Origin of the sequence: Methyloceanibacter sp. wino2 (assembly GCF_003071365.1) — a bacterium.
GTDB lineage: Bacteria > Pseudomonadota > Alphaproteobacteria > Rhizobiales > Methyloligellaceae > Methyloceanibacter.
The window spans coordinates 2,536,778-2,559,015 of the sequence record NZ_CP028960.1 but is presented as its reverse complement, the minus strand read 5'-3'; the positions used below and the strand labels follow the sequence as shown (position 1 = coordinate 2,559,015).

The window sequence follows — 22,238 nt, the reverse complement described above, 5'->3', positions numbered from 1 at the left end:
ACGATGAACTGGTCCATTACCTTCGTCCCCTTCGTGCCGTGGCCGGTCCTTTGGATCATTGCCGGTATTGGCGCCGTGCTGTTGGCGCTGCTGTTCTGGCGCGCGCGGCGGGGCGCCGTGCTCCGGCTTCTTACGTTCGCCGCGCTGCTGCTGGCGCTCGCCAATCCGCACCTGAAGCGCGAAGACCGCGAGCCGCTGAACGATATCGTCACCGTGGTGGTCGACGACAGCCAGAGCCAGACGCTGGCCGGCCGCACGGCCCGCACCGCCGAGCTTCGTAACGCGCTGGAGGAACGGCTCAAGGAAGTGCCGGATCTCGAGACCCGCGTCGTGCGCTCCGGCTCGTCCACCGACGAACCCGACCGCGACGGGACGATGCTGTTCACCGATCTTGGTCAGGCACTGGCCGACGTGCCACCGGATCGGCTGGCGGGCGTCATCATGATCACGGACGGTCAGGTTCACGACGTGCCCGAAAAGGTCGCCGCGCTCGGCTTCGATGCGCCCGTGCATGCACTTCTGACCGGCAAGGACGACGAGTTCGACCGCCGTCTTGAAGTCATTGCAGCGCCCCGCTTCGGCATCGTCGGGAGCACGCAGACCATCGAGGTCAAGGTGAGCGAGTCCAAGCCCCGCGAGGACGACATCACCACGCTGACGATCACCCAGCAGGGCAAAGAGCCCGAGAAGGAGATCGTGCGTATCGGCACCCCGGTCGAAATCCCGGTCGATATCAAGCATGCCGGTCCCAACATTGTGGAGATCAAGGTCGACGGGGCCGACGGCGAACTGACCGAAATCAACAACCGCGTCCTTCTGCCCATCGAGGGCGTGCGCGAAAACCTCCGTGTGCTGCTGGTCTCCGGCGAACCTCATGCGGGCGAGCGCACCTGGCGCAACATGTTGAAGTCCGATGCGTCGGTCGATCTCGTCCATTTCACGATCCTGCGGCCGCCGGAAAAGCAGGACGGCACGCCGATCAATCAGCTCTCGCTGATCGCTTTCCCGACGCGTGAGCTGTTCCAAGAAAAACTCGATCAGTTCGATCTCATCATCTTCGACCGCTATCAGCGGCGCGGTGTGCTGCCGTTGCTCTATCTCGAGAACGTGGCCCGCTATGTGGAGCGCGGCGGCGCGGTCCTGGTCTCCTCCGGCGACGACTACGCCTCGCCCTTGAGCCTCTACCGCACGCCGCTGGGATCGATCCTGCCCGCAGCCCCGTCGGGACGCGTGGTGGAGCGGCCCTACCGTCCGGCCCTGTCCGAATTTGGCGCCAAGCACCCGGTCACCGGCGACCTTGCCGGCGCGCGCGGTGGCGGCGCGGACGGCAGCGAGCCGACTTGGGGCCGCTGGTTCCGCGTGGTCGACGTCTCGCCACGCGACGCGGAAGTCCTGATGACGGGCGCCGACGATCGTCCGCTTCTGGTGATCGGCGAGCGCGGCAAGGGCCGCGTCGCGGTGCTCCTGTCCGACCAGGCCTGGCTCTGGGCGCGCGGCTATGACGGCGGCGGTCCCTATTCGGATCTGCTGCGGCGGCTTGCGCACTGGCTGATGAAGGAGCCGGAACTCGAGGAGGAGACCCTTCGGGCTTCCTCCAAGGGGCAAAGCCTCATCATCGAACGCCGCTCGATCGAAGACGAAATCGATCCGGTTACCGTGACCACGCCGTCCGGCGAAGAGATGACCGTGACCCTCGACAAGGGCGAACGCGGCATCTGGCGCAAGGTGATCCAGGTCGACGAGCACGGCGTCTATCGCATCGCATCGGGCGAACTTGCGAGCCTCGCCACGGTCGGCAAGGCCAATACGCGCGAGTTCGCGGCCGTGACGGCCTCGACCGAACCTCTCACGCCGGTCCTCGAAGGCACGGGCGGCGGCGCGTTCTGGATGGGCCGCGAAGAAGGCGCCGAAGAGACCTTGCCGCGCCTTGCGATGATCCGCAGCGGCCGTGTGATGCACGGCGCCGACTGGCTCGGCCTGCACAAGCGGGACGCCTACCACGTCAAGGGCGTGCGCCTGTTCCCGCTGTTCAGCGGGTTCCTCGCGCTGGCCCTCCTGCTCGGCCTCTTGGCCGCCGCCTGGTATCGCGAAGGCCGTTAGAGGCAGGGCAAAGGCTTAAGCCGCGTAGGCGCGGACTTGCCCCCCTACTCCTTCCAGCGCACCCTCGGCCAGCTCGACGCCCAGAAGCCGTGCCGGATCGACGGGCCCCGGCAGCGTGATCGCACCGTGTGCGGACGGCTTGAACCCAAAGCGGCCGTAATAGGGCATGTCCCCGACCAGCAGCACGAAGCCGAAACCCGCCGCGCGCGACCGGTTCAGCCCGTCCTCCAGAAGCGCCCTGCCGCAGCCCTTCCCCGCCAAGCTCGGATCGACCACGAGCGGGCCGAGCAACAGCCCGCCGTCCTGCTCCCCGACACGGATGGCCGTGAACCGGACGCCGCCGACGATCCGTCCCTCATGCCTGGCCGTCAGGCTGAGCTCGGACACCGGCGGGACGCCCTCACGCACGCGATAGGCGCTACGGGCGAAGCGGCCCGGACCGAAGGCTGTCGCGGAAAGAGCGTTGATCGCCGGGATGTCGGCGGGTGTTTCGGGGCGAATTTCAAAGGTCATCATAGAGTCGGCACCAAAGGAAAGAGGCGAAGGGACACTCCCTACCGGGCGCCAGACGTGACCAACTGATTGTGTGTGGGTACGGACGAGGCGGCGGCGAGGATCAGGCGTTCCGCGGAAAGCGGGCGCGTGCTCGTCGTCGCTGAAGTGACTTTATGGTGTCGGTCGTCCAGATCATGGGCGCTGCCAATATCATGGACGGGCGCCCCAGGTCCAGCGCCCATTGCGGGCTCGGGGCACAAGGGCAAGTTTACGAAGCCCTACAAGTTCACTAAGTGTTATCGCCTCACATTTTAGTGTTGGAATTGCTAGACTTCGGTTCTGGCAATGCCGGGGCGCCGAGGCTCGCCCCGAGGGTTCAGCGGGGTTATTCATGGCAGACAAGGCGAAGCTGCTCGTTCTCTATCATTCCTCCTATGGGCACGTGGAGACGCTTGCCTACGCGATGGCGCATGGCGTTCGCGCGGTGGAGGACATCCGGGTCACGGTCAAACGCGTGCCCGAGCTGATGCCGGACGACGTGATGTCCGCCGCCGGCATGAAGGTCGAACAGCCGGCCCCGATTGCCGAGCCGGGCGAACTCGCCGAATACGACGGCATCATCATCGGAACGCCGACCCGCTTCGGCAACATGTCGTCGCAGATGCGCTACTTCCTCGATCAGACCGGACCGCTCTGGGCGGCCGGGGCGCTGATCGGCAAGGTGGGCAGCGTCTTCACGTCCACGTCCACGGGCGGCGGCAATGAAACGACGATCGTGTCCGTGTACAACACCCTGATCCACCACGGCATGGTGGTCGTGGGTCTGCCCTATTCCGCGCCCGACCTGACGGATATCAGCGAGGTTCGGGGCGGCTCTCCGTACGGCGCAAGCACGATCGCAGCACCCGACGGCTCCCGCACGCCCTCGCAGAAGGAGCTGAACCTGGCGAGCTTCCAGGGTCACCACGTCGCCAAGATCACCAAGAAACTGATGACGGGCGACGAATAGCGAACGCTTCGCCTAGCCGGACCATTTGGGGCTGACCGGCGCGCCGTCGAATATCTCCGCAAGCCGGCGGCTCGTGCCCGGGTCCAAAGGCTCGGGCAAATCGTCCAGTGCGAACATCCCTGTTTGCGAGATTTCCCCCTTCTGCCGGTAGTCCCCGTCTCGCGTCCACTGCCGCACCAGATAAAGGGCGATGTGGTCGCCGGCAAAGTTCGCGTTGTTCGAGAACATGCCATGCAGCACCGGAGGACCGGTCAGGGTGACGCCGACCTCCTCTTCGAGCTCGCGCGCCAGCGCCTCCTCCAGAGTCTCACCCCATTCGACCCCGCCGCCGGGAAAGAACCAACCCGCCCGATAGCTGTGCCGCACGAGAAGAATGCGCCCCGCCTCGTCGATCACGGCGCCCTGGGATCCGAGCGTCATGCCCGGCGCATACGCCAGATAGGCCGGATTGCAGCCGTCACGATCCGGGACAGCCGGTTGCTGCGTGGTCCGTTCTTGTCTCTCAACAGAAAGTCTCCGGCTCAGCGTGCTGAAATAGAGCCGCACCATGACGACACAAGGCGCCCGTTGTCCAGGCGACCGCCCCGCGACTTGGCTGCTGCGCGCTTTTGCACTACCCAAGGCCCTGGAACGCCAACGAGGCTCAACACGTGTTCACGCTCGCCCACATGTCCGACATCCATCTCGGCCCCTTGCCGAAGGTGAAGGGTCGCCAGCTCTTGTCCAAGCGTCTGCTTGGCTACGTGAACTGGCACCGTGGGCGGAAGTTCATGCACCGGCGCGACATCCTGGACCTGCTCACGAACGATCTGAAGGCGCGCAGCCCCGACCACATCGCCGTCACCGGCGACCTCACCAATCTCGGGCTGCCCCAGGAGTTCCCGCTAACAGCTGAGTGGCTGCGCAATCTCGGGTCCCCGGAGGCCGTCACCGTCATTCCAGGCAATCACGATGCCTATGTGCGCGTGGATCCCGAGAAGGCCACGGCTCATTGGCAACCCTACATGGAAGGGAACGAACCGGGCCAAGCGCTTTACGAACAGATCCCCGGCGAGTTTCCCTTCGTACGCCGGTTCGGCGACATCGCGCTCATCGGCCTCTCGTCCGCCATTCCGACCGCGCCTTTCATTGCGGCCGGACGCTTGGGCACCGAGCAGCGCCGTGCGTTGGGCGAGATACTCGACAGGCTGGGACGCGACGGGCTGTTCCGCGTCGTGCTAATCCACCACCCACCTTTGCCGGGCCAGGCGGGTTGGCGGCGCGGCTTGCGGGACGCCGCCGAAGTCCGGGATATTCTGCGGATCATGGCGCGGAACTCGTCCTGCACGGACACAACCACGAACAGAGCCTCATCGAATTCGAAACAGTCAGCGGTCCGGCGATCGTCGTCGGCGCCCCGTCGGCATCTGAAGCCGTCGATGGCCGTATCCCCGCCGCCCGCTACAACGAATATGCCATCGAGCAGGCCGGAAACGGCTGGCGGGTGGAGATGACGGGCCGTGCCGCCACGCGCGAAGGTGAGGTTCGGGAGTCCGAAAAGCGGGTGATCAGGTCACGCTGAGCCAAACCGCGGCGAACAGACCAACGGCGCCTGTCAGCAGGCCGACGATGAAGCTCATGACCACCATGCGCGTGTTGACGCGAGGACGTTCCTCTTCGGCACGAACCGAGACCGGCCACCGGCGTGGGTCAAGCCCGCCTCCGTGCGTTCCCGTTGCACGATCTGAGCCGCCACATAGTCCGTGATGCGGTCAGCCGTCTCGGCGACATTAGTCGAACGGAACAAGGTCCGCCGCCCGTTCTCGCTATTTCGCATGAAGAGATACGCGTTCGCGCCATCTTCAACTGTCACGTAGGTGAACAGATCGATCCAAAGCCGCGCCGGACGGCTCGGCACCAGCGCCAGGTTGAACCGGTCGTCGTGATTGGGGATCTCGGCGAAGACCGCTTCCAACTCCGCCTTCAGCAGATCCAACCGGGCAAGCTCGCCGTCGCGTTGGTCGGCGGCTTCGTCGAGCCGTTCGGCCTCCTCGAGCCTTGCCTTGCGGATGGCGTCACGCAAAGACCGGCTTCCTGCCGGATGCTTGATCGCTTTGGCGCTATGGTCCATCGCCTGGAAGTCCTTCAGTTCCTTCGTGTCGCTTGGCCTAGCGCGCCCCTACTTGTTTGCGAGGACAACCGACGCTCTCGCATCATCGAACCATCTGTCGATGGCATCGTCGACGCTCTTGTCGAGGCCCAACTGCCAAGCGGCGATCGTGGCGTCCAGCGCCTCTTCGTTGGCGGCGACAAAGCTCTCGCGATTGATCGCCTCGCTCGCCTCGTTGACGAAGTAGTCGATGGCGATGCCGATCGCGACGCCGAGCGCCGCGCCGATCACCTGACCGCCCACGGGCTCGACAACCGTTCCGACCGCCGCGCCCTGGAGCGCGGGGCCCGCACGCGTGGCAAGCGACGTCGCCATCCGCGTCGACATTTGCCCGAAACTACGCGCCGCAATGGCGTTGATCGCGCGGCCGAGCGTCAGCGCCCCAACCGTACCGCCCGCCGCCGCCGCACCGACGCCCACGACGCCGTCATAGGCGCGGTCTTCCATCAGATAGGTCGGCGCTTTCCACTTCTGCGCATCCCAGTCGAGCTTGACGTTCGTCATGGAGGTCGTCTTGGGGATGTCCTCCATGTTGCTCGTGTTCTTCGCGAGAAAGAGCTGCAGCCGCATATCGGCGTTGGCGATCACGCGCCGGTAGCTGTCGTGCGCATGCCGGACGGCCTGCTCCACGCCTTTGGTGATGACTTGGTCGCGCATCTCGGGCTTCAAGACCTGGTCCGTGTAGTTCTCGAGGAAGTACTCCTCGACATCGGCTTCGATCGCCTCACTCAAGGACTCGTATTTGCCGGTCTCGAAAAACCGGCTGACCGCCGACGCCACCGTCTCCTTCAAGACGATGTAGGAGCGCTTCCACGCGAAGAACCAGTCGGCATAATCCTCGATGGCCTCGTCGCGGTCCTGGAAAGCAAGGGCGAAGCTGCGCGAGAGATCCTCGTGGGCCGCCCGCTTGATCCGCGCGCGTTCCTCGTCGAGCATCAGGATCGTGTCGTTGACGAACTTGTCGGCTTCCGACTGACCCACAACCAGCTTATGCAGATTGCCGTCGACGTCCTTCACCACCAGATCGACCGCGTCGGGCGGCAGGGTCTTCGCCGGCTTGAAGATATCGAACAGGCTCCCGTCCGGATGGACGGCGGCTGTGTGGTCCAGATGGCGGTAGTAACTGCGGTAGAACGTGGTCCCCAAGGACAGCACCGCATAGGCGATCAGGATCAGACCGATCGCAATGCCGATGGGCTTCAGGAACATGCCGAGCGGACCCGGCTTCACCACCTTCTGCTTGATGGGGCGCAGCTTGGTCGAAGTCTCGCGCTCCTCTGTGGGAGCCGACCTGCGGCGCGTGACGCGCGACAGCCAGGACTCCTCCTTTGCAGGGGAGTCGATAGACACATCATCCATGTCGTGCGCGCCGCCGTCGTAGGTTTCCACGAGGGCGGTACCGCGCTGTCCGTCGTCAAGCATGCCCTATGACACCTCTCCTATGACAACCCGGAGCTGACTGAAGGCAGAGCCCCCGGCCCTTCACACACCGGCTTTATATATAGGAATAGCGACTGCTGGATGTAAGTCAGCCGGCGCGGCAGAAGCTCTAACGGGCGCCGACGAGCCGAAAAAGCCAATCGAACAGACCCTTACGGTCCGTCCTGTAGTTGGCTATCGTCTCCCCGTCGTCGATCTTGATGGAGAGCCCGCCCAGCGCGTTCACGACCTCGAAGGCGTGCTCGTCGGTGACGTCGTCGCCCATGAAGACAGGCGTCCGGCCCTGGAAAGGCGCCTCCCGAGAAAGGCCCGCACGGCCTCGCCCTTGTCGACACCCTTGGGCTTCAGCTCGAACACCATCTTACCCGGCAGGATGACGAGGGCGGGATTCTGCGCCACCGCCTCCTGGACCAGGCCTTCGCAAGGACCCGCAAGGTCCGGCCGCTGCCGGTAGTGTATGGCGATGGATGACCGCTTCCGCTCGAGAATCATGCCGTCATTCGCTTCCGCGAACGGCCGCAGAATGCCGTAGGCCGCCTCGACGGCCTCCGCGTTCCCCTCGTCGACATGCAAGGCGCCCGTGGCATCACGGCGGATGGAGCCGTGCTCCGCCGCCGTCGCCAACTGGATTGGCGCCAGGAAACCGTCCACGGCGTCCAAGGGGCGGCCGGTGACAATGGCGACCGCACCGTCGTATTTCACGGCAAGCCCTTCCAGCACCTCGCGAACCTTGGGCTCCACGGCAACCAACTCCGGACGCGGAGCAATTTCGACCAGCGTCCCGTCAAAATCGAAGAAGAAGGCGCTCTCGGGCGGAATATCTGGCAAATTATCGGTCATTGATTTCCATCGGCACGATGTTGAGCAGGAAGCCGATGGGCCAATCGGCAAAAAATTTGGTAAACTCGCACTAGCCCCCGAACAGGGCGAAAATTATTCTATATGTTCCGAACCCTTGGTGACGATTCCGGTTTAGGATCATATGCCCGGCTGCGAAGCACCGCACCGCCGGCACATTGTTTGTGAACGACCGAACGCCAATCTTCAGGGGGACATGGCCGCGTCATCCACAAGCGATATGACGCACGCAAGTCAACCGACGACTGATTCGGCCACACTCCCATTCGCGATGGTGCACCAAGCCGATCAGGGTGAACTCGAGAGCTGATGTCTGAGAAGACGGAAAATAAGCGCCGCCTTGTCGTTGTTTCCAACCGGGTGGCCGATTTCAAAGCCAAGTTCCAAACCGGCGGCTTGGCCGTCGCCCTTGGGGATGCGCTCAAGGCTTCCAAAGGGCTCTGGTTCGGCTGGAGCGGCGACACGCGTGACGACGCTCTCTCGGTACCGCCCCATGTCGAGCATGTTGCAGGGCTGACCGTCGCCACCATCGACCTCACGGACAAAGAGGCCGAGGGCTACTATTTCGGCTATGCCAATCGCTGCCTGTGGCCCGCCCTGCACTACCGACTCGATCTGGCCCAGTCCAATGAAGAGCAGAGCGAGATCTACTTCCAGGTGAATGCCCGCTTCGCGGACGCGCTGATGCCGCTGATCACGCCGGACGACATCATCTGGGTCAACGACTACCACCTGATTCCCCTGGCGGAGGAGTTGCGCGGCCGCGGCTGCGAGGCACGCATCGGGTTCTTTCTGCATACGCCGTTTCCCTCGCCGGAAATCTTCGCGGCGGTCCCCAGCCAGAAACGTCTCGGCAACGCGCTGATGGTCTATGACGTGGTGGGCTTCCAGACCACGTCGGACCGGGACAATTTCCGCCGCTACGTCACCGCTTCGCTCGACGGCGAGCAGCTTCAGGGCGACCGGGTGACCGCTCAGGGCGAGACAACGCTGGCGTCCGTCTTCCCCATCGGCATCGATGTCGAGCACTTCAAGAAACTCGCCGACGAGGAAGACGCCAAGGGTCCGCTCCTTCCCGACGTGGGCAGCGACATCAAGACCATCATCGGCGTGGACCGCCTCGATTACACCAAGGGACTGCCCGAGCGCCTGCGGGCTTTCGAGGTTCTGCTCGAGCAGTTTCCCGAGCATCACGGCAAGGTCCGCATGGTGCAGATTGCCCCGCCGACGCGCGAGGGGTTACCCGTCTACCAGGAAATCCGCGAGAACGTGGAACGTCTGGTGGGCCGCATCAACGGTCGCTTTGGCGACCTGAGCTGGCAGCCCGTGATCTACATGCATCGCGGTGTCGCCCAGCACATCCTGGTCCGACTGTTCCGGCGGAGTGACGTGGGTCTCGTGACCCCCTTGCACGACGGCATGAACCTCGTGGCCAAGGAATACATCGCCGCACAGGCCGCGCAGGATCCCGGCGTGCTGGTGCTCTCTCGCTTCGCAGGAGCGGCGGAGCAGCTGCGCGAGGCGCTGCTCATCAACCCGCACGATATTCAGGAGACGGCTCGGGCCCTGGACCGGGCTCTGACCATGCCCCGCCAGGAGCGCTGGGCCCGGCACAACCGGCTGTGGCAGCGCATCGAGACCTACGACCTGTTCAACTGGCGCGACAGCTTCATCCAATCCTTCGCCGAGTCCGACACGAACCCGGTAAACCTCTTCCCCAAAGAGGCTGGCGCTGCCTAAGAACAACGCCCCTTTGGCACACGCCGCCGCCAGGCTCGTCCAGGTGGGACGAAACGACCGATGGGCGGCGCGTTTTTGGCCCTAGTCCCGGCTGTTGAACCCTCTTACTTTCACCGGCACGATGGCCTATCAGGGCACGCTCCGGAGCTCTCTATCACCAACCCTCACCACATCGCCCACGCCTCATGATCGACCGCAACGACCGGCACTGGTACAAAAACGCCGTCATCTACGAACTGCACATCAAGGCGTTCTTCGATGCGAACAATGATGGCATTGGCGATTTCAGCGGTCTCGTCAAAAAACTCGATTATCTCCAAGACCTTGGCGTCACCGCCGTCTGGCTGCTGCCGTTTTACCCGTCTCCGCTGCGCGACGACGGCTACGACATCGCCGACTACACGTCGATCAATCCGACCTACGGCACCATGCGTGATTTCCGCCAGTTCGTGGCGGCCGCGCACGATCGCGGCATTCGCGTCATTACCGAGCTGGTGGTCAATCACACCTCGGACCAGCACCCCTGGTTCCAGCGGGCACGCAAAGCCAAGCCCGGCTCCGTCTGGCGCGACTACTATGTCTGGAGCGACACGGACCAGAAGTTCCCCGACACGCGGATCATCTTCCTCGACACGGAAACGTCGAACTGGACCTGGGACCCGGTGGCCAAGGCTTATTTCTGGCACCGCTTCTACTCTCACCAACCCGACCTCAACTACGACAACCCGCGCGTGCTGTCGGACATCCTGCGGGTCTTGCGCTTCTGGCTCGACATGGGCGTCGACGGCCTGCGGCTCGACGCGGTGCCCTATCTCATCGAGCGCGACGGCACCAACAACGAGAACCTTCCGGAGACGCACGAAATTCTGAAGCGCTTCCGCGAGGAAATCGACGAGCGCTATCCGGACCGCATGCTGCTGGCGGAGGCCAATCAGTGGCCGGAGGACACGCGTCCCTATTTCGGCGAGGGCGACGAATGCCACATGGCGTTCCACTTCCCGCTCATGCCGCGCATCTTCATGGGGCTGGCCCGCGAGGACCGCTACCCGATCACCGACATCATCAGCCAGACCCCGCCGATTCCGGACGATTGCCAATGGGCCATCTTCCTGCGCAATCACGACGAGCTCACGCTCGAGATGGTCACCGACTCGGAGCGCGACTATCTGTGGGAGACCTACGCCACCGACCAGCGCGCCCGGCTCAATCTCGGCATCCGCAGGCGGCTCGCCCCGCTGCTCGACAACGACCGCCGCAAGATCGAACTCCTCACCGGTCTGCTCCTGTCCATGCCCGGCACGCCGGTTTTGTATTACGGCGACGAGCTGGGCATGGGTGACAATTTCTATCTCGGCGACCGCGACGGCGTGCGGACGCCGATGCAATGGTCCGCCGACCGCAACGGCGGTTTCTCGCGCGCCGATCCGCAGCGCCTCTACCTGCCGCCGATCATGGATCCGATCTACGGCTACGAGACAGTGAACGTCGAAGCCCAGCAGACCCACGCGAGCTCGCTGTTCAACTGGACGAAGCGCATGATCGCGGTCCGCCAGACCCATACGGCCTTCGGCAACGGCAGCATGACGTTCCTGCGGCCGGGGAACCGCAAGGTTCTCGCGTATCTACGTGAGCACGACGGCGAAGTCATTCTGTGCGTCTTCAATCTCGCCCGCTCGGCGCAAGCCGTGGAGCTGGACCTGGCGAGCCAGCGCGGCAGGGTCCCTGTCGAGTTGACCGGCGCGTCGGCCTTCCCGCCGATCGGCACGCTTCCCTATCTGCTGACCCTGCCGGCCTACGGTTTCTACTGGTTCATGCTCGCCGATCCGGCGCAGCTCGCTTCGCATCCCGAGCAAGAGCCAGAATCCCTGCCGGAGCTCGAGACCTTCGTGCTCGGCAAAGGCTGGATGCTCGTCGAAAGCCAGCGGCGCGACACCGCGCGCACCGACCGCATCGTGCAGGAGATGCTGCCGACCTATATCGCGCGGCAACGCTGGTTCGGTCCGGCAGACGCCCGCATCACGCATGTGACGCCGGAACGTCTGGGCGAGATCCCGCAAGAGGGGCGCGAGAGCTTCCTCCTCCTGTTCGGGCGCGTGGCTTTGGACGGCGGGGACACGCAGCGCTACCTCATTCCCCTTGAGCTGGCGTGGGGCGAAGAGGTCCTGCGCCAGGATAGCCCGCTCCTGCCTTACGTGGTCGGCAAGATCCGCCGGGGTGCAAAGTCCGGCATCGTCTTCGACGCGGCCCATGGCGACACTTTCCCGCGCGCGTTGCTCAATGCCATGCGCACGCACGCGACCCTGCCGGCGGTTGGCGGCACGTTCCGGTTCGGCGCGACCGAGAAGCTCCGTCAACTGGACATGTCGAAGCCGCTCGATGTGCGGCGCGTGGCGACAGGCGAGCACGCACACACGGTGCGTACGCTTGGCGACGCGGTTCTCCTGAAGATGGCGCGGCGCCTGCGCTCGGGCATCGATCCCGGCATCGAGATGGGCCACTTCCTGTCGCGGTCCGGATTCACCAACAGTCCCGCGCTGCTGGGAACCCTGGAACATGTCGACGAGACCGGCACCCCTACGGCGCTCGCCATCGCCTCCGAGTATGTAGGCAACCAAGGCGACGGCTGGTCGGTTGTCGTCGATGCGCTCGACCGCGAGCTGGAGGACGAGTCCCTGTCCGGGAACGGAGAGGATCGTGGCCTCCCCTATTCCCTGACCCTAATCGAGACCATCGGACGGCGGACGGGCGAACTGCACCGCGCGCTTGCCGCGGCCGATCCGGAAGACGCCGCTTTCGTGCCGGAACCCGTCACGCAGGAAGACCTCGATGCCTGGCTCAAGCGGGCGATCGCACGGGCGAACGAGGCCTTCGAGTCTCTCGAGGCTCTCCCGGACACGACGGATGCGGAAACGCGCGAGCTCGCGGAAAAACTGCTGACCATGCGCGAAGCCATGCTCCGGCGCATCGAAACGCTGGTGCCGACAATTGCGCGTGGCAATAAGCTCCGGCTGCACAACGACTACCACCTCGCCAAGATTCTCGTCGCGGCGAACGATGTCTACATCATCGACTTCGAAGGTGAGCCCGACCGGCCGGTCGAGGAGCGGCGGCAGAAGGCGCCGGCCTCGCGCGACATCGCCACGATGCTGCGGTCTTTCGACTACGCCGCACGCACGGCCATGGACCGCCAGCGTCAGCGCGGCGCGACGCATCTGGAAGAAATCGAGACGCGCGGCCTGAATTGGCGCTCTCTCGCCGAGCGGCGCTTCCTGCGCGCCTACGGCATGGCGCGGGACGACGCTTCGGGCGGCTCGCATCTCGCAGGCGGCGAACTCCTGCCGCTCTTCCTTGCGGACAAGCTGTTCGAGGAAATCATCTACGAAGCGGCGAACCGGCCGGTCTACCTCGGCACGCCGTTGCGCGCCGCGCTGGAGCTCGTCGCACCGCTCGATACCGCGACGGACGGGGATGGCGCGTGATTGGCTCTTGCCCGTCTATAACGACCTGGGGTAGCCGCCGATGCCGATAAAGCTCGATCCCGGCGCACCCCATCCGCTTGGGGCGACCTTCGACGGCCAGGGTGTCAACTTCGCGCTGTTCTCCGCCCACGCCACGCGGGTCGATCTGTGTCTGTTCGACGAGAGCGGCACGGAGACGGACCGCATCACCTTGCCCGAGTACACGGACGAGATCTGGCACGGCTATGTCCGGGGCCTAGGACCTGGCCAGCACTACGGCTATCGCGTGCACGGTCCTTACGTTCCCCGTCACGGGCATCGCTTCAACCGAAACAAGCTGCTCCTCGATCCCTATGCAAAGGCCTATGCCGGGCAATTGCATTGGGACGACAGCCTGTTCGGATACCAGATCGGCGCCAAGCGCGGCGATCTCGTCAAAAGCCGGACCGATAGCGCGCCCTTCATGCCCAAATGCGTGGTCACGGGCACCGAGGATGCGCCGCTGAACAACCGGCCCAACCGGCCCTGGCATGAGACCGTCATCTACGAAGCGCATGTGAAGGGCATGACCGCGCTGCATCCGGATATTCCGGAAGCGCTCCGCGGCACGTTTGGCGGCCTCTCGCACCCGGCCGTCATCGACCATCTCGTGAAGCTGGGCGTGACGGCCATCGAGCTCCTGCCCGTCCATGCGATCGTCAACGACCGGCATCTGGTCGAGCATGGACTGAGCAACTATTGGGGCTACAACAGCGTCGGCTTTTTCGCGCCGGCCGAGCGTTACGTCTCACCGGGCGCCGGCATCGCCGAGTTCCGCACCACCGTGGACAGGCTGCACGAGGCAGGCATCGAGGTTCTGCTCGACGTGGTCTACAACCACACGGCCGAAGGCAACGAACTCGGACCGACGCTTTCGTTCCGCGGCATCGACAACGCGACCTACTACAAGCTGGCCGAAAACAAGCGGCATTATCACGACACCACCGGCTGCGGGAACACGATGAACGTGGCCCATCCCCGTGTGCTGCAGCTCGTGATGGATTCCTTGCGCTATTGGGTCGAGCAATGCGGTGTCGACGGCTTCCGCTTCGATCTGGCGCCAGCGCTTGCCCGTGACGGCGCCGATTTCGATCCGAGCGCGGCCTTTCTCGATGCCATCGGCCAGGACCCGGTTCTATCGCGCACCAAGCTGATTGCCGAACCCTGGGACGTCGGCATGGACGGCTATCAGCTCGGCATGTTTCCGCCGGGGTGGGCCGAATGGAACGATCAGTGGCGCGATGGGTTACGTGCCTATTGGAAGGGCGACATGGGCCGGCTTCCCGAACTCGGCCGGCGCATCTCCGGATCGGCGGAGATCTTCGACCGCCGCGGCCGCAAGCCCTGGGCCAGTATCAACTTCGTCGCCGCGCATGACGGCTTCACGCTGAACGATGTCGTCTCCTATAACGAGAAGCACAACGAGGCCAATCTGGAGGACAACCAGGACGGCCACTCGCATAACTGCAGCTACAATTGGGGTGTCGAGGGACCGACCGACGATCCGGACATCCTGGACCAGCGCGACCGGGTCCGCCGCGCCCTGGCCGCCAGCCTGCTGTTCTGCCACGGCACGCCGATGTGGAATATGGGCGATGAGATCGGCCGCACCCAACTCGGCAACAACAACGCGTTCTGCCAGGACAACATGATCTCCTGGATGGATTGGCAGAACATCTCCGAGCGTGACCGCGCCTTCCACCACTACGTGCAAGGGCTCGCGGCTCTACGGCAGCAATTGCCGCTGCTGCGGTCGCCGAAATTTCTCCACGGCGAACCCGTCGCGCCCCGCATCAAAAACGTGTCCTGGTTCAAGCCGGACGGTGAGGAACAGCAGCCGGAACATTGGGAGGACCCGGTCGCGAAGTGCATCGGCGCCTCCTTCGCCGGCGGCGGGAACATCCTGCTCATGCTCTTCAACGCCGACATCGACGAGATCGATTTCATCTTCCCCTATTTCGGCAAGCGCCATCTGCACTGGAAACTTCTGTGCGACACCGCGAACGGCCTCATCCGTCCCGAGCATGTGCCGATCGCCACGGGTAAGACGACCCTTCCGGGCAGCGGGCTTCTCCTGTTCGAAAGGACGGAACGATGAGCGCGCGCTTCGCCCATACGCTCCCCTGGGGCACGGAGATCATCGAAGACGGCGCCCGCTTCCGGCTTTGGGCGCCCGCGCAAAAATCCGTATCGTTGATCACCGAAACCGGCGCCACCGTCCCGATGACGCAATCCGGAGAAGGCTGGTTCGAGGCTCTGACGGATGCCGTCCCGATTGGCGGCGGCTATCAGTTCGCCCTCCAAGACGGGATGCGTGTCCCGGACCCGGCTGCCCGCGCCCAGATGTCCGATGTCCATGGCTTCAGCCGCCTCGTGGACCCGAAGGCCTACGATTGGCAGACACCGGACTGGAAAGGCCGCCCCTGGCAGGAAGCCGTCATCTACGAGCTTCACACGGGAACGTTCTCGCCGGACGGCACGTTCGACGGCATCGCCCGCGATCTCGACAGGCTCGTGAACACGGGCGTGACTGCGATCGAGCTACTGCCGGTGGCGCAGTTCGGCGGCAATCGCGGCTGGGGCTATGACGGCGTTCTGCTCTATACGCCCCATACTGCCTATGGCGGCCCGGAAGGCCTGAAGCGGCTTGTCGATGCCTGTCACGAACGCGGCCTGATGGTGCTGATGGACGTGGTCTACAATCATTTCGGGCCGGACGGGAATTATCTCAGTCACTACGCGCCCAACTTTTTCGATCCCAGACGGAACACACCCTGGGGCGCGGCCATTGCCTTCGATCGTTTGCCGGTCAGGGAGTTCTTCGTGCACAACGCGCTCTATTGGCTCGAGGAGTTCCGCTGCGACGGGCTGCGCTTCGACGCGGTCGACCACATCAAGGACACCGCCGAGGAAGAGGTTCTCGCCGAGATCGCGCGGGAGATCCGCACCCGGATTCCGGATCGGCATGTCCACCTCACCATCGAGGACGACGAGAATTCGATACGGCTGTTCCAATTCGACGAAACGGGCGCGCCGCGTCTCTACGACGCCGAGTGGAACGACGACTGGCATCACGCGGTCCATGTGATCCTGACCGGCGAGAAGACCGGCTATTACAAAGACCACATCGACGATCCCGTCGGGCGTCTCGCGCGGACGATGGCGGAAGGCTACGACTACCAGGGCGAGGATTCGGCGTTCCGCGGCAAGATGCGCGGGAGCCATCAGCGCATCTGCCGCCGACGGTTTTCATCAACTACGTTCAGAACCATGACCAAACCGGCAATCGCGCGCATGGCGACCGGCTCGTATCGCTGGCACCGGCCGAGGCCGTGGATGCGGCCCTGACGCTGCTGCTGCTCGCGCCCCACATTCCGATGCTGTTCATGGGCGACGAATACGGCGAGACGAAACCGTTTCTGTTCTTCACCGATTTCCAGGGCGATCTGGCCAAGGCCGTCGTCAAGGGCCGGCGTGCCGATTTCGGCAGCCACGAATCCTACGCCAATGCCGCGGCCGGGAAAGAAATCCCGAACCCGAATGCGCTGGAGACTTTCGAGCGCAGCGTTCTTGCGCCGGCGGACACGCCGCGCCTGGACCTGGTCAAGCGGCTGCTGTCCGCCCGCAAGGCACACGTCATTCCGCACATGACATCCATCGGCGGGCATGCAGGCACGGTCGCCGCACGTCAGGGCCCCGCCTTCACGGTCAGTTGGGACCTGGAAGGCAGCGGCACGCTGGCCTTAACCGCCAATCTGTCGGATGCCCCCGTCACGCTCCCTTCGAACGCCGGTGGCAAACCGTTTTTCACGACGCCTCCTGGCGTAAACCCCGGTGACGGCCCGCTGCCCCCGTGGTCTGTCGTTGCCAGCTTGAGCCTTTAGGAGTCCCGATGACGGATCGGATCGAAGAACTGGCGAAACGCTTCGGCATTGCCGAGGGCTATATCAGCGAACAGGGCGACTGGGTCACGACGCCGGACGAGACCAAGGCCAAGGTTCTGGAGGCGATGGGCGTGCCGCTGGACGGCGACGGCGTCCTGCCGAAGCCTGCGCGCATGGAAGACATTGCCGGCCTGTCGGACTCCGCCTTCTGGCCGCCCTTCCTGGTCGAGCAGCGTGCCTGGGGTTTTTCCGTGCAGGCCTATGCGCTGCGCTCGGCGCGCAATTGGGGGATCGGCGATTTCGAGGATCTGGCGCGGCTCGCCGAATATGCCGCAACGCTCGGGGCGGACTTCGTCGGCGTCAGCCCACTCCACGCACTGTTTCTCGCCGAGCCTGAACGCATCAGCCCCTACAGCCCCTCGTCGCGCAATTTCCTCAATCCGCTCCTGATCGCACCGGACCAGGTGCCGGGGTTCGCCGATGTCGCCACGCCCGACGTCGCGGCCAAGTGCGCCATGCTCCGTGAGACGGAACTGATCGACTACGCGGGCGTCGCCGCCGTCAAGATTCCGGTCCTCGAAGAACTGTTCGCACTGTTCCTCAAGACTGCCCCGACCGAAACCAAGGACATCTTCGAGCATTATTGCTACGAGCAGGGCAAGGCGCTGGAGATCCACGCGCTCTACGAGGCCTTGTCCGAACACATGGTCGCACAAGGGTACAACGCGGCCTGGACGACCTGGCCGGAAGTCTATCGAGACCCAAACAATATCGCCGTGCGCGACTTTGCCCGGGCCGCCAAGACCCGCCTCGCCTTCCACGCCTGGCTGCAATGGACGGCGGAGAAACAACTCGCGGACGCGCAGGCGCGGTCCCGTGCCGCGGGCATGCGCATCGGCCTATATCTCGATCTGGCGGTGGGCATCTCGCCGGACGGTTCCGCCTGCTGGCAGGGCGGGCCTGCGATTGCGCGCGCTGCGCGGATCGGCTGCCCTCCGGACCCCTTCAGCACGCAAGGTCAGGACTGGGGTCTTGTCCCTTTCTCGCCCGTCGGCCTTGCGGTCGAGCGCCTGGAGCCCTTCAAGGCGGTGCTCCGCGCGAACATGCGCCATGCGGGCGCGCTGCGCATCGACCATGCCATGGGCCTGCAGCGGCTCTACTGGATTCCGGATGGCAACACGGCGGTGGACGGGGCCTATGTCGCCTATCCCTTCCGCGAGTTGCTGGAGGGCGTGGCGGCTGAGTCCTGGATCTCGCAAACGATCGTCATCGGCGAAGACCTCGGCACGGTCCCGCCTGGGTTCACCGACACCATGGTCCGGGCGGGTCTGCTGAGCTACCAGGTCTTCTATTTCAGCGACGAGGACGGTGTCTGGCGCGCACCGCACGCCTATCGGCGCGAAGCGATGGTGTGCGCGTCCACCCACGACCTCCCCACACTTCGTGGTTGGTGGATCTGCAATGACGTCGATTGGCGCGTCAAAAGCGCCCGCGCCACGGAAACCGAAGCCGTGATTCAACGCCAGGACCGCAAACATGACCGCAAGCGCCTTCTGGATGCACTGATGGGCGCTCAGGCCCTCAAGCCCGATCCGTCCTACATCGAGGCGAGCGAAATGCCGGATGACGTGATTGTCGCGGTCCACCGCTTCCTGGCGGCGACACCATGTCGCCTGCTCGCGGTCCAGTTAGACGATGCACTGGGTACGGTCGAACAGGCCAACCTTCCCGGCACCATCGACGAGCATCCCAATTGGCGGCGCAAGATCGCCGCTCCCATCGAGGATTTGAACGATCGGCCTCTGTTCCGGGCGGTGGCGGCCGCCGTGGCGACCGAGCGCCCCAAGACCTGAGCCGGCGCTCAACGAAACCAACGATTACAGACGGTTAGCTGTCTCCGGCATCCTCGTCTCGACGGTCCGCATGGCCGAGATCGTGGGCGGGCGCAATACGGTCCCGCACGAGCTGCTTGAGCTCGGTGATCTCCGGAAACCGGCCCTGCTGCCCCCGCGACCACACGAGGTCGCCATCGACCCGCACCTCGAACACGCCGCCGGTATCGTCGGGAATCAGCGTGAGCGAGCCAACCTCTCCTGCGAAGGTCGACAGGAGCTCCTGCCCCATCCAAGCGGCCCGTAGCATCCAATTGCACATGCGGCAGTACGTGATAACGATATGTGGTTTCGGCGGTGCCATTCTCGGGCCCTTCCAATGTCTCCGACTATTGTCTTCGAGAGGATGCGCAGAACTTCAAGAGACTGTAGACTGGGCCCCGAGACCGATTCCAGCCTCATTCCTGGTAAACCATGCCGGCGAATGGCTTAGCGTTTTGAGGGCGAAATCGAGGGGGTGTCACCTGCGCGCAACAACACTGTTCCAAGAAGCGCGTTTGCCGACCGCAACAGCCTTGTTCATGCAGCAACACTTTTGCCCCATCATCACCTGACACTACCATCCTGACTTGCTTCAGACGTCAAAACTGCGGGAATATCGACCACATGAAACCTTTGATTCGCAAAGCTGCCCCCGTTCTGCTCGCCACCGCGGCGCTTGCGGGCGTCTTCATGTCCACGCCGTCGAAACTGGCCTCTGCCAGCGCGGTCGACGGACTTCTCGGGTCATGGCGTGGCGGCGGCACGGCTAGGTACACTTCCGGATCCGAACGCCTTAGCTGCAATGCCTATTACCGGGGCGGCGGGTCCAGTCTCGGCCTCTCCGTGATCTGCAACTCACCGACGTCCAAGGTTCACATCCGGAGCAATCTTCGCGTGAGCGGCAATTCGGTTTCCGGCAGCTGGGAGGAGCGCACCTACAACGCTGCAGGAAGCGCCTCCGGCTCGCTGACTCCGGGTCGGCTGAATATTCGGATTTCGGGTACGGTCAACGGCAGCATGACTGTCAACTTTACGCAGTCCCGGCAAAACGTCTCGATCTCCACGACGGGCACGTCGCTGCGGGGTGTTTCCATGTCGCTGAGCCGCAGCGGCTAATTCCCGGCCCCGCCTTCCGAGTTTCCCTATAGTGTACGGCGTTCAGGGGCCCCTTTTCGGGGCCTCTCGGGCGACAGGTTGGACGGCGCGAACCGGGGAACAAGGAGCAGACGGCCATGGCCGAGGCGTTACTGACCCAAAAGCTGGTAGGCGATCGGCTGGAGCTGACCGCGAGAGGCTCATGGACCGCTCCGCACGCGGGCGAGCTTGAGACCGAGATCGACCGGCTCGCCGGCGGCCCAACCGGCACGGCGTCGGCCAAGACCACGGACGTATCTATCGACATGGCCGGTGTCCGCGAACTCGATACGTTCGGCGCCTGGCTTCTCGAGCGCCTGACCCGCCAATGGACAAGCGCGGGGCGCGACGCGATGGTCGTCGGCCTGCCCGCACACGGCGCCGACCTCGTCGAGGAGATGCACGCGGTCAACCGCGAAGCCCCCGCGCCGCGGGAACGCCAAAACCCTATTGTCTCGTTCTTTGCCGCCGTCGGGCGTGGCACCGCCGGCTTTGCCGGTAGCTTCCAGACCTTCGCACAGATGCTGGGCGAGACCGGCATGGCCGCCGCCCGGGTCCTGTTCCGCCCGAGTGAGTACCGGCTTACTTCTACGGTTCATCAGTTCGATCGGGTCGCGCTGCAGGCCGTGCCCATCATCGCGCTCATCACTTTTCTGATCGGCGCCATCGTCGCCCAGCAGGGCATCTTCCATTTCCGCAAGTTCGGCGCCGAACTCTACGCCGTAGACCTCGTGGGCATCCTCGTCTTGCGCGAGATTGGCGTGCTGATCGTCGCCATCATGGTCGCGGGACGCTCGGGCAGTTCCTACACCGCCGAGCTCGGATCGATGAAGATGCGCGAGGAACTCGATGCGCTCCGCACCATGGGGTTCGACCCCGTGGAGGTGCTCGTCCTGCCGCGCATCATCGTGCTCGTACTCGCGCTCCCGGCGCTGACATTCATCGGTTGCATGGCAGCGCTCTATGGCGGTGCTCTCGTCGCTTGGCTCTATGGCGGCATGAGCCTCGACATCTATATCGCGCGGCTGACCGACGCGATCTCGCTGACGCATTTCAAGGTCGGCATGATCAAGGCGCCGTTCATGGGCCTCGTCATCGGACTGGTTGCCTGCGCCGAGGGACTGCGGGTGAAGGGAAGCGCCGAATCGCTCGGCATCCAAACGACGAAGTCCGTCGTGGAGTCGATCTTCCTGGTGATCGTACTGGATGGCCTGTTCGCAATCTTCTTCGCCTCGATTGGGATGTGATCCGCTTATGAGTGAGAAAACGCCGGTCATCAAAGTGCGCGACCTCGTCGTGGGGTTTGGCACACAGACCGTCCTCAATCATTTGGATATGGACGTGCGTCCTGCGGAGATCCTGGGCGTTGTCGGCGCGTCCGGCGCCGGAAAATCCGTCCTGTTGCGGACCATCATCGGACTCATCCCGCGGCGCCACGGCACGATCGACGTGCTGGGCAAGGACCTGGATAAGATCGACGAGAATGAACGGCGCGCCATGGAGCGCCGCTGGGGCGTCCTCTTCCAGCAAGGCGCCCTGTTCTCTTCGCTCACCGTGAAGCAAAATGTTCAGTTCCCCATGCGCGAGAACCTCGAGATTTCGCAGCGCCTGATGGACGAGATGGCCTACGCCAAACTGGAGATGGTCGGGCTATCGCCACGGGACGGGGACAAATATCCATCCGAGCTGTCGGGCGGCATGACCAAGCGCGTGGCGCTCGCGCGCGCTCTGGCCCTCGACCCGGAGATCGTGTTTCTTGACGAACCGACGTCGGGGCTGGACCCGATTTCGGCCGGTGATTTCGACGAGTTGATCCGGACGCTGCAGCAGACCCTGGAGATCACCGTCTTCATGGTGACCCACGATTTGGAGAGCCTCTACACGGCGTGCGACAGAATCGCCGTCCTCGCCGACGGCAAGCTCGCCGCGGAAGGACCGATCTCCGCCATGCTGGAATCCGATCACCCCTGGGTGAAGACCTATTTCCAAGGAAAGCGGGGCAGCAGCCTCGCCGACCGTGAACTGACACACTAACCGCGTGACCGAACGAGAAGGACG

The 22,238-nt window shown here is 64.2% G+C and carries 19 protein-coding genes; 12 read left to right on the top strand and 7 right to left on the bottom strand.

Annotated features, from left to right (window positions below):
• The first annotated feature begins 3 nt into the window (after positions 1–3).
• The gene (locus DCY11_RS12080) at positions 4–2,100 is read left to right on the top strand and encodes a hypothetical protein (protein WP_108683095.1); all 2,097 of its coding nucleotides are present in this window, start codon (positions 4–6) and stop codon (positions 2,098–2,100) included.
• 15 nt (positions 2,101–2,115) lie between these two features.
• Here DCY11_RS12080 and DCY11_RS12075 read toward each other — a convergent pair whose 3' ends face one another.
• Positions 2,116–2,616, bottom strand: a complete 501-nt coding sequence (locus tag DCY11_RS12075; RefSeq protein WP_108683094.1) for a GNAT family N-acetyltransferase — start codon at positions 2,614–2,616, stop codon at positions 2,116–2,118.
• A gap of 370 nt (positions 2,617–2,986) precedes the next feature.
• Here DCY11_RS12075 and wrbA point away from each other — a divergent pair, with 370 nt between their 5' ends.
• Positions 2,987–3,604: an NAD(P)H:quinone oxidoreductase gene (gene wrbA / locus DCY11_RS12070; RefSeq protein WP_069443135.1), complete on the top strand. Its 618-nt coding sequence runs from the start codon at positions 2,987–2,989 to the stop codon at positions 3,602–3,604.
• A gap of 12 nt (positions 3,605–3,616) precedes the next feature.
• On the opposite strand, the gene DCY11_RS12065 is transcribed toward wrbA, so the two are convergent.
• Complete coding sequence (locus tag DCY11_RS12065; protein ID WP_108683093.1) at positions 3,617–4,153, bottom strand: NUDIX domain-containing protein; 537 nt, start codon at positions 4,151–4,153, stop codon at positions 3,617–3,619.
• Between the two features lie 101 nt (positions 4,154–4,254).
• On the opposite strand from DCY11_RS12065, the gene DCY11_RS12060 reads away from it, so the two are divergent.
• A complete protein-coding gene (locus DCY11_RS12060; RefSeq protein WP_245409356.1) occupies positions 4,255–5,097 on the top strand; it encodes a metallophosphoesterase in 843 nt (280 codons plus the stop codon).
• A gap of 122 nt (positions 5,098–5,219) precedes the next feature.
• Here DCY11_RS12060 and DCY11_RS12055 read toward each other — a convergent pair whose 3' ends face one another.
• The 4 genes from DCY11_RS12055 to otsB all read right to left on the bottom strand — a co-directional run bounded on the left by DCY11_RS12055 (position 5,220) and on the right by otsB (position 8,033).
• Positions 5,220–5,714, bottom strand: coding sequence for a hypothetical protein (locus tag DCY11_RS12055; protein WP_108683092.1), 495 nt, complete (start codon positions 5,712–5,714; stop codon positions 5,220–5,222).
• Between the two features lie 48 nt (positions 5,715–5,762).
• Complete coding sequence (locus DCY11_RS12050) at positions 5,763–7,175, bottom strand: hypothetical protein (RefSeq protein WP_108683091.1); 1,413 nt, start codon at positions 7,173–7,175, stop codon at positions 5,763–5,765.
• Between the two features lie 127 nt (positions 7,176–7,302).
• Positions 7,303–7,458, bottom strand: coding sequence for a hypothetical protein (locus DCY11_RS12045; RefSeq protein WP_108683090.1), 156 nt, complete (start codon positions 7,456–7,458; stop codon positions 7,303–7,305).
• Positions 7,416–8,033 (bottom strand): trehalose-phosphatase, encoded by a 618-nt coding sequence (gene otsB, locus DCY11_RS12040; protein ID WP_108683089.1) that lies wholly within the window; start codon positions 8,031–8,033, stop codon positions 7,416–7,418. Before otsB ends, DCY11_RS12045 begins: the two co-directional genes overlap by 43 nt.
• A gap of 327 nt (positions 8,034–8,360) precedes the next feature.
• Between otsB and DCY11_RS12035 the strand changes: the two genes are divergently transcribed.
• The 6 genes from DCY11_RS12035 to malQ all read left to right on the top strand — a co-directional run bounded on the left by DCY11_RS12035 (position 8,361) and on the right by malQ (position 19,025).
• Positions 8,361–9,791: a trehalose-6-phosphate synthase gene (locus tag DCY11_RS12035; protein ID WP_108683088.1), complete on the top strand. Its 1,431-nt coding sequence runs from the start codon at positions 8,361–8,363 to the stop codon at positions 9,789–9,791.
• Between the two features lie 185 nt (positions 9,792–9,976).
• Positions 9,977–13,270 carry a maltose alpha-D-glucosyltransferase gene (gene treS, locus DCY11_RS12030; RefSeq protein WP_108683087.1) on the top strand — a complete coding sequence of 1,098 codons (3,294 nt, stop codon included), beginning with the start codon at positions 9,977–9,979 and terminating at the stop codon, positions 13,268–13,270.
• A 40-nt stretch (positions 13,271–13,310) separates the two neighbouring features.
• Positions 13,311–15,386 (top strand): glycogen debranching protein GlgX, encoded by a 2,076-nt coding sequence (gene glgX, locus DCY11_RS12025; RefSeq protein ID WP_108683086.1) that lies wholly within the window; start codon positions 13,311–13,313, stop codon positions 15,384–15,386.
• The gene (locus tag DCY11_RS12020; RefSeq protein WP_208430464.1) at positions 15,383–16,636 is read left to right on the top strand and encodes an alpha-amylase family glycosyl hydrolase; all 1,254 of its coding nucleotides are present in this window, start codon (positions 15,383–15,385) and stop codon (positions 16,634–16,636) included. The genes glgX and DCY11_RS12020 overlap by 4 nt, the downstream gene beginning before the upstream one ends.
• Entirely contained in the window at positions 16,621–17,172 is a 552-nt protein-coding gene (locus DCY11_RS15775; protein ID WP_208430463.1) for a DUF3459 domain-containing protein, read from the top strand. The genes DCY11_RS12020 and DCY11_RS15775 overlap by 16 nt, the downstream gene beginning before the upstream one ends.
• 8 nt (positions 17,173–17,180) lie before the next feature.
• A complete protein-coding gene (gene malQ / locus DCY11_RS12015; RefSeq protein WP_108683085.1) occupies positions 17,181–19,025 on the top strand; it encodes a 4-alpha-glucanotransferase in 1,845 nt (614 codons plus the stop codon).
• A 34-nt stretch (positions 19,026–19,059) separates the two neighbouring features.
• Here malQ and DCY11_RS12010 read toward each other — a convergent pair whose 3' ends face one another.
• Positions 19,060–19,368: a SelT/SelW/SelH family protein gene (locus DCY11_RS12010; RefSeq protein WP_108683084.1), complete on the bottom strand. Its 309-nt coding sequence runs from the start codon at positions 19,366–19,368 to the stop codon at positions 19,060–19,062.
• A 302-nt stretch (positions 19,369–19,670) separates the two neighbouring features.
• Between DCY11_RS12010 and DCY11_RS12005 the strand changes: the two genes are divergently transcribed.
• From DCY11_RS12005 to DCY11_RS11995, 3 genes are all read left to right on the top strand, one after another.
• Positions 19,671–20,162, top strand: coding sequence for a hypothetical protein (locus DCY11_RS12005; protein WP_108683083.1), 492 nt, complete (start codon positions 19,671–19,673; stop codon positions 20,160–20,162).
• 116 nt (positions 20,163–20,278) lie between these two features.
• A complete protein-coding gene (locus DCY11_RS12000) occupies positions 20,279–21,427 on the top strand; it encodes an MlaE family lipid ABC transporter permease subunit (protein ID WP_108683082.1) in 1,149 nt (382 codons plus the stop codon).
• A 7-nt stretch (positions 21,428–21,434) separates the two neighbouring features.
• Complete coding sequence (locus tag DCY11_RS11995; protein ID WP_108683081.1) at positions 21,435–22,214, top strand: ABC transporter ATP-binding protein; 780 nt, start codon at positions 21,435–21,437, stop codon at positions 22,212–22,214.
• Positions 22,215–22,238: the final 24 nt, after the last annotated feature.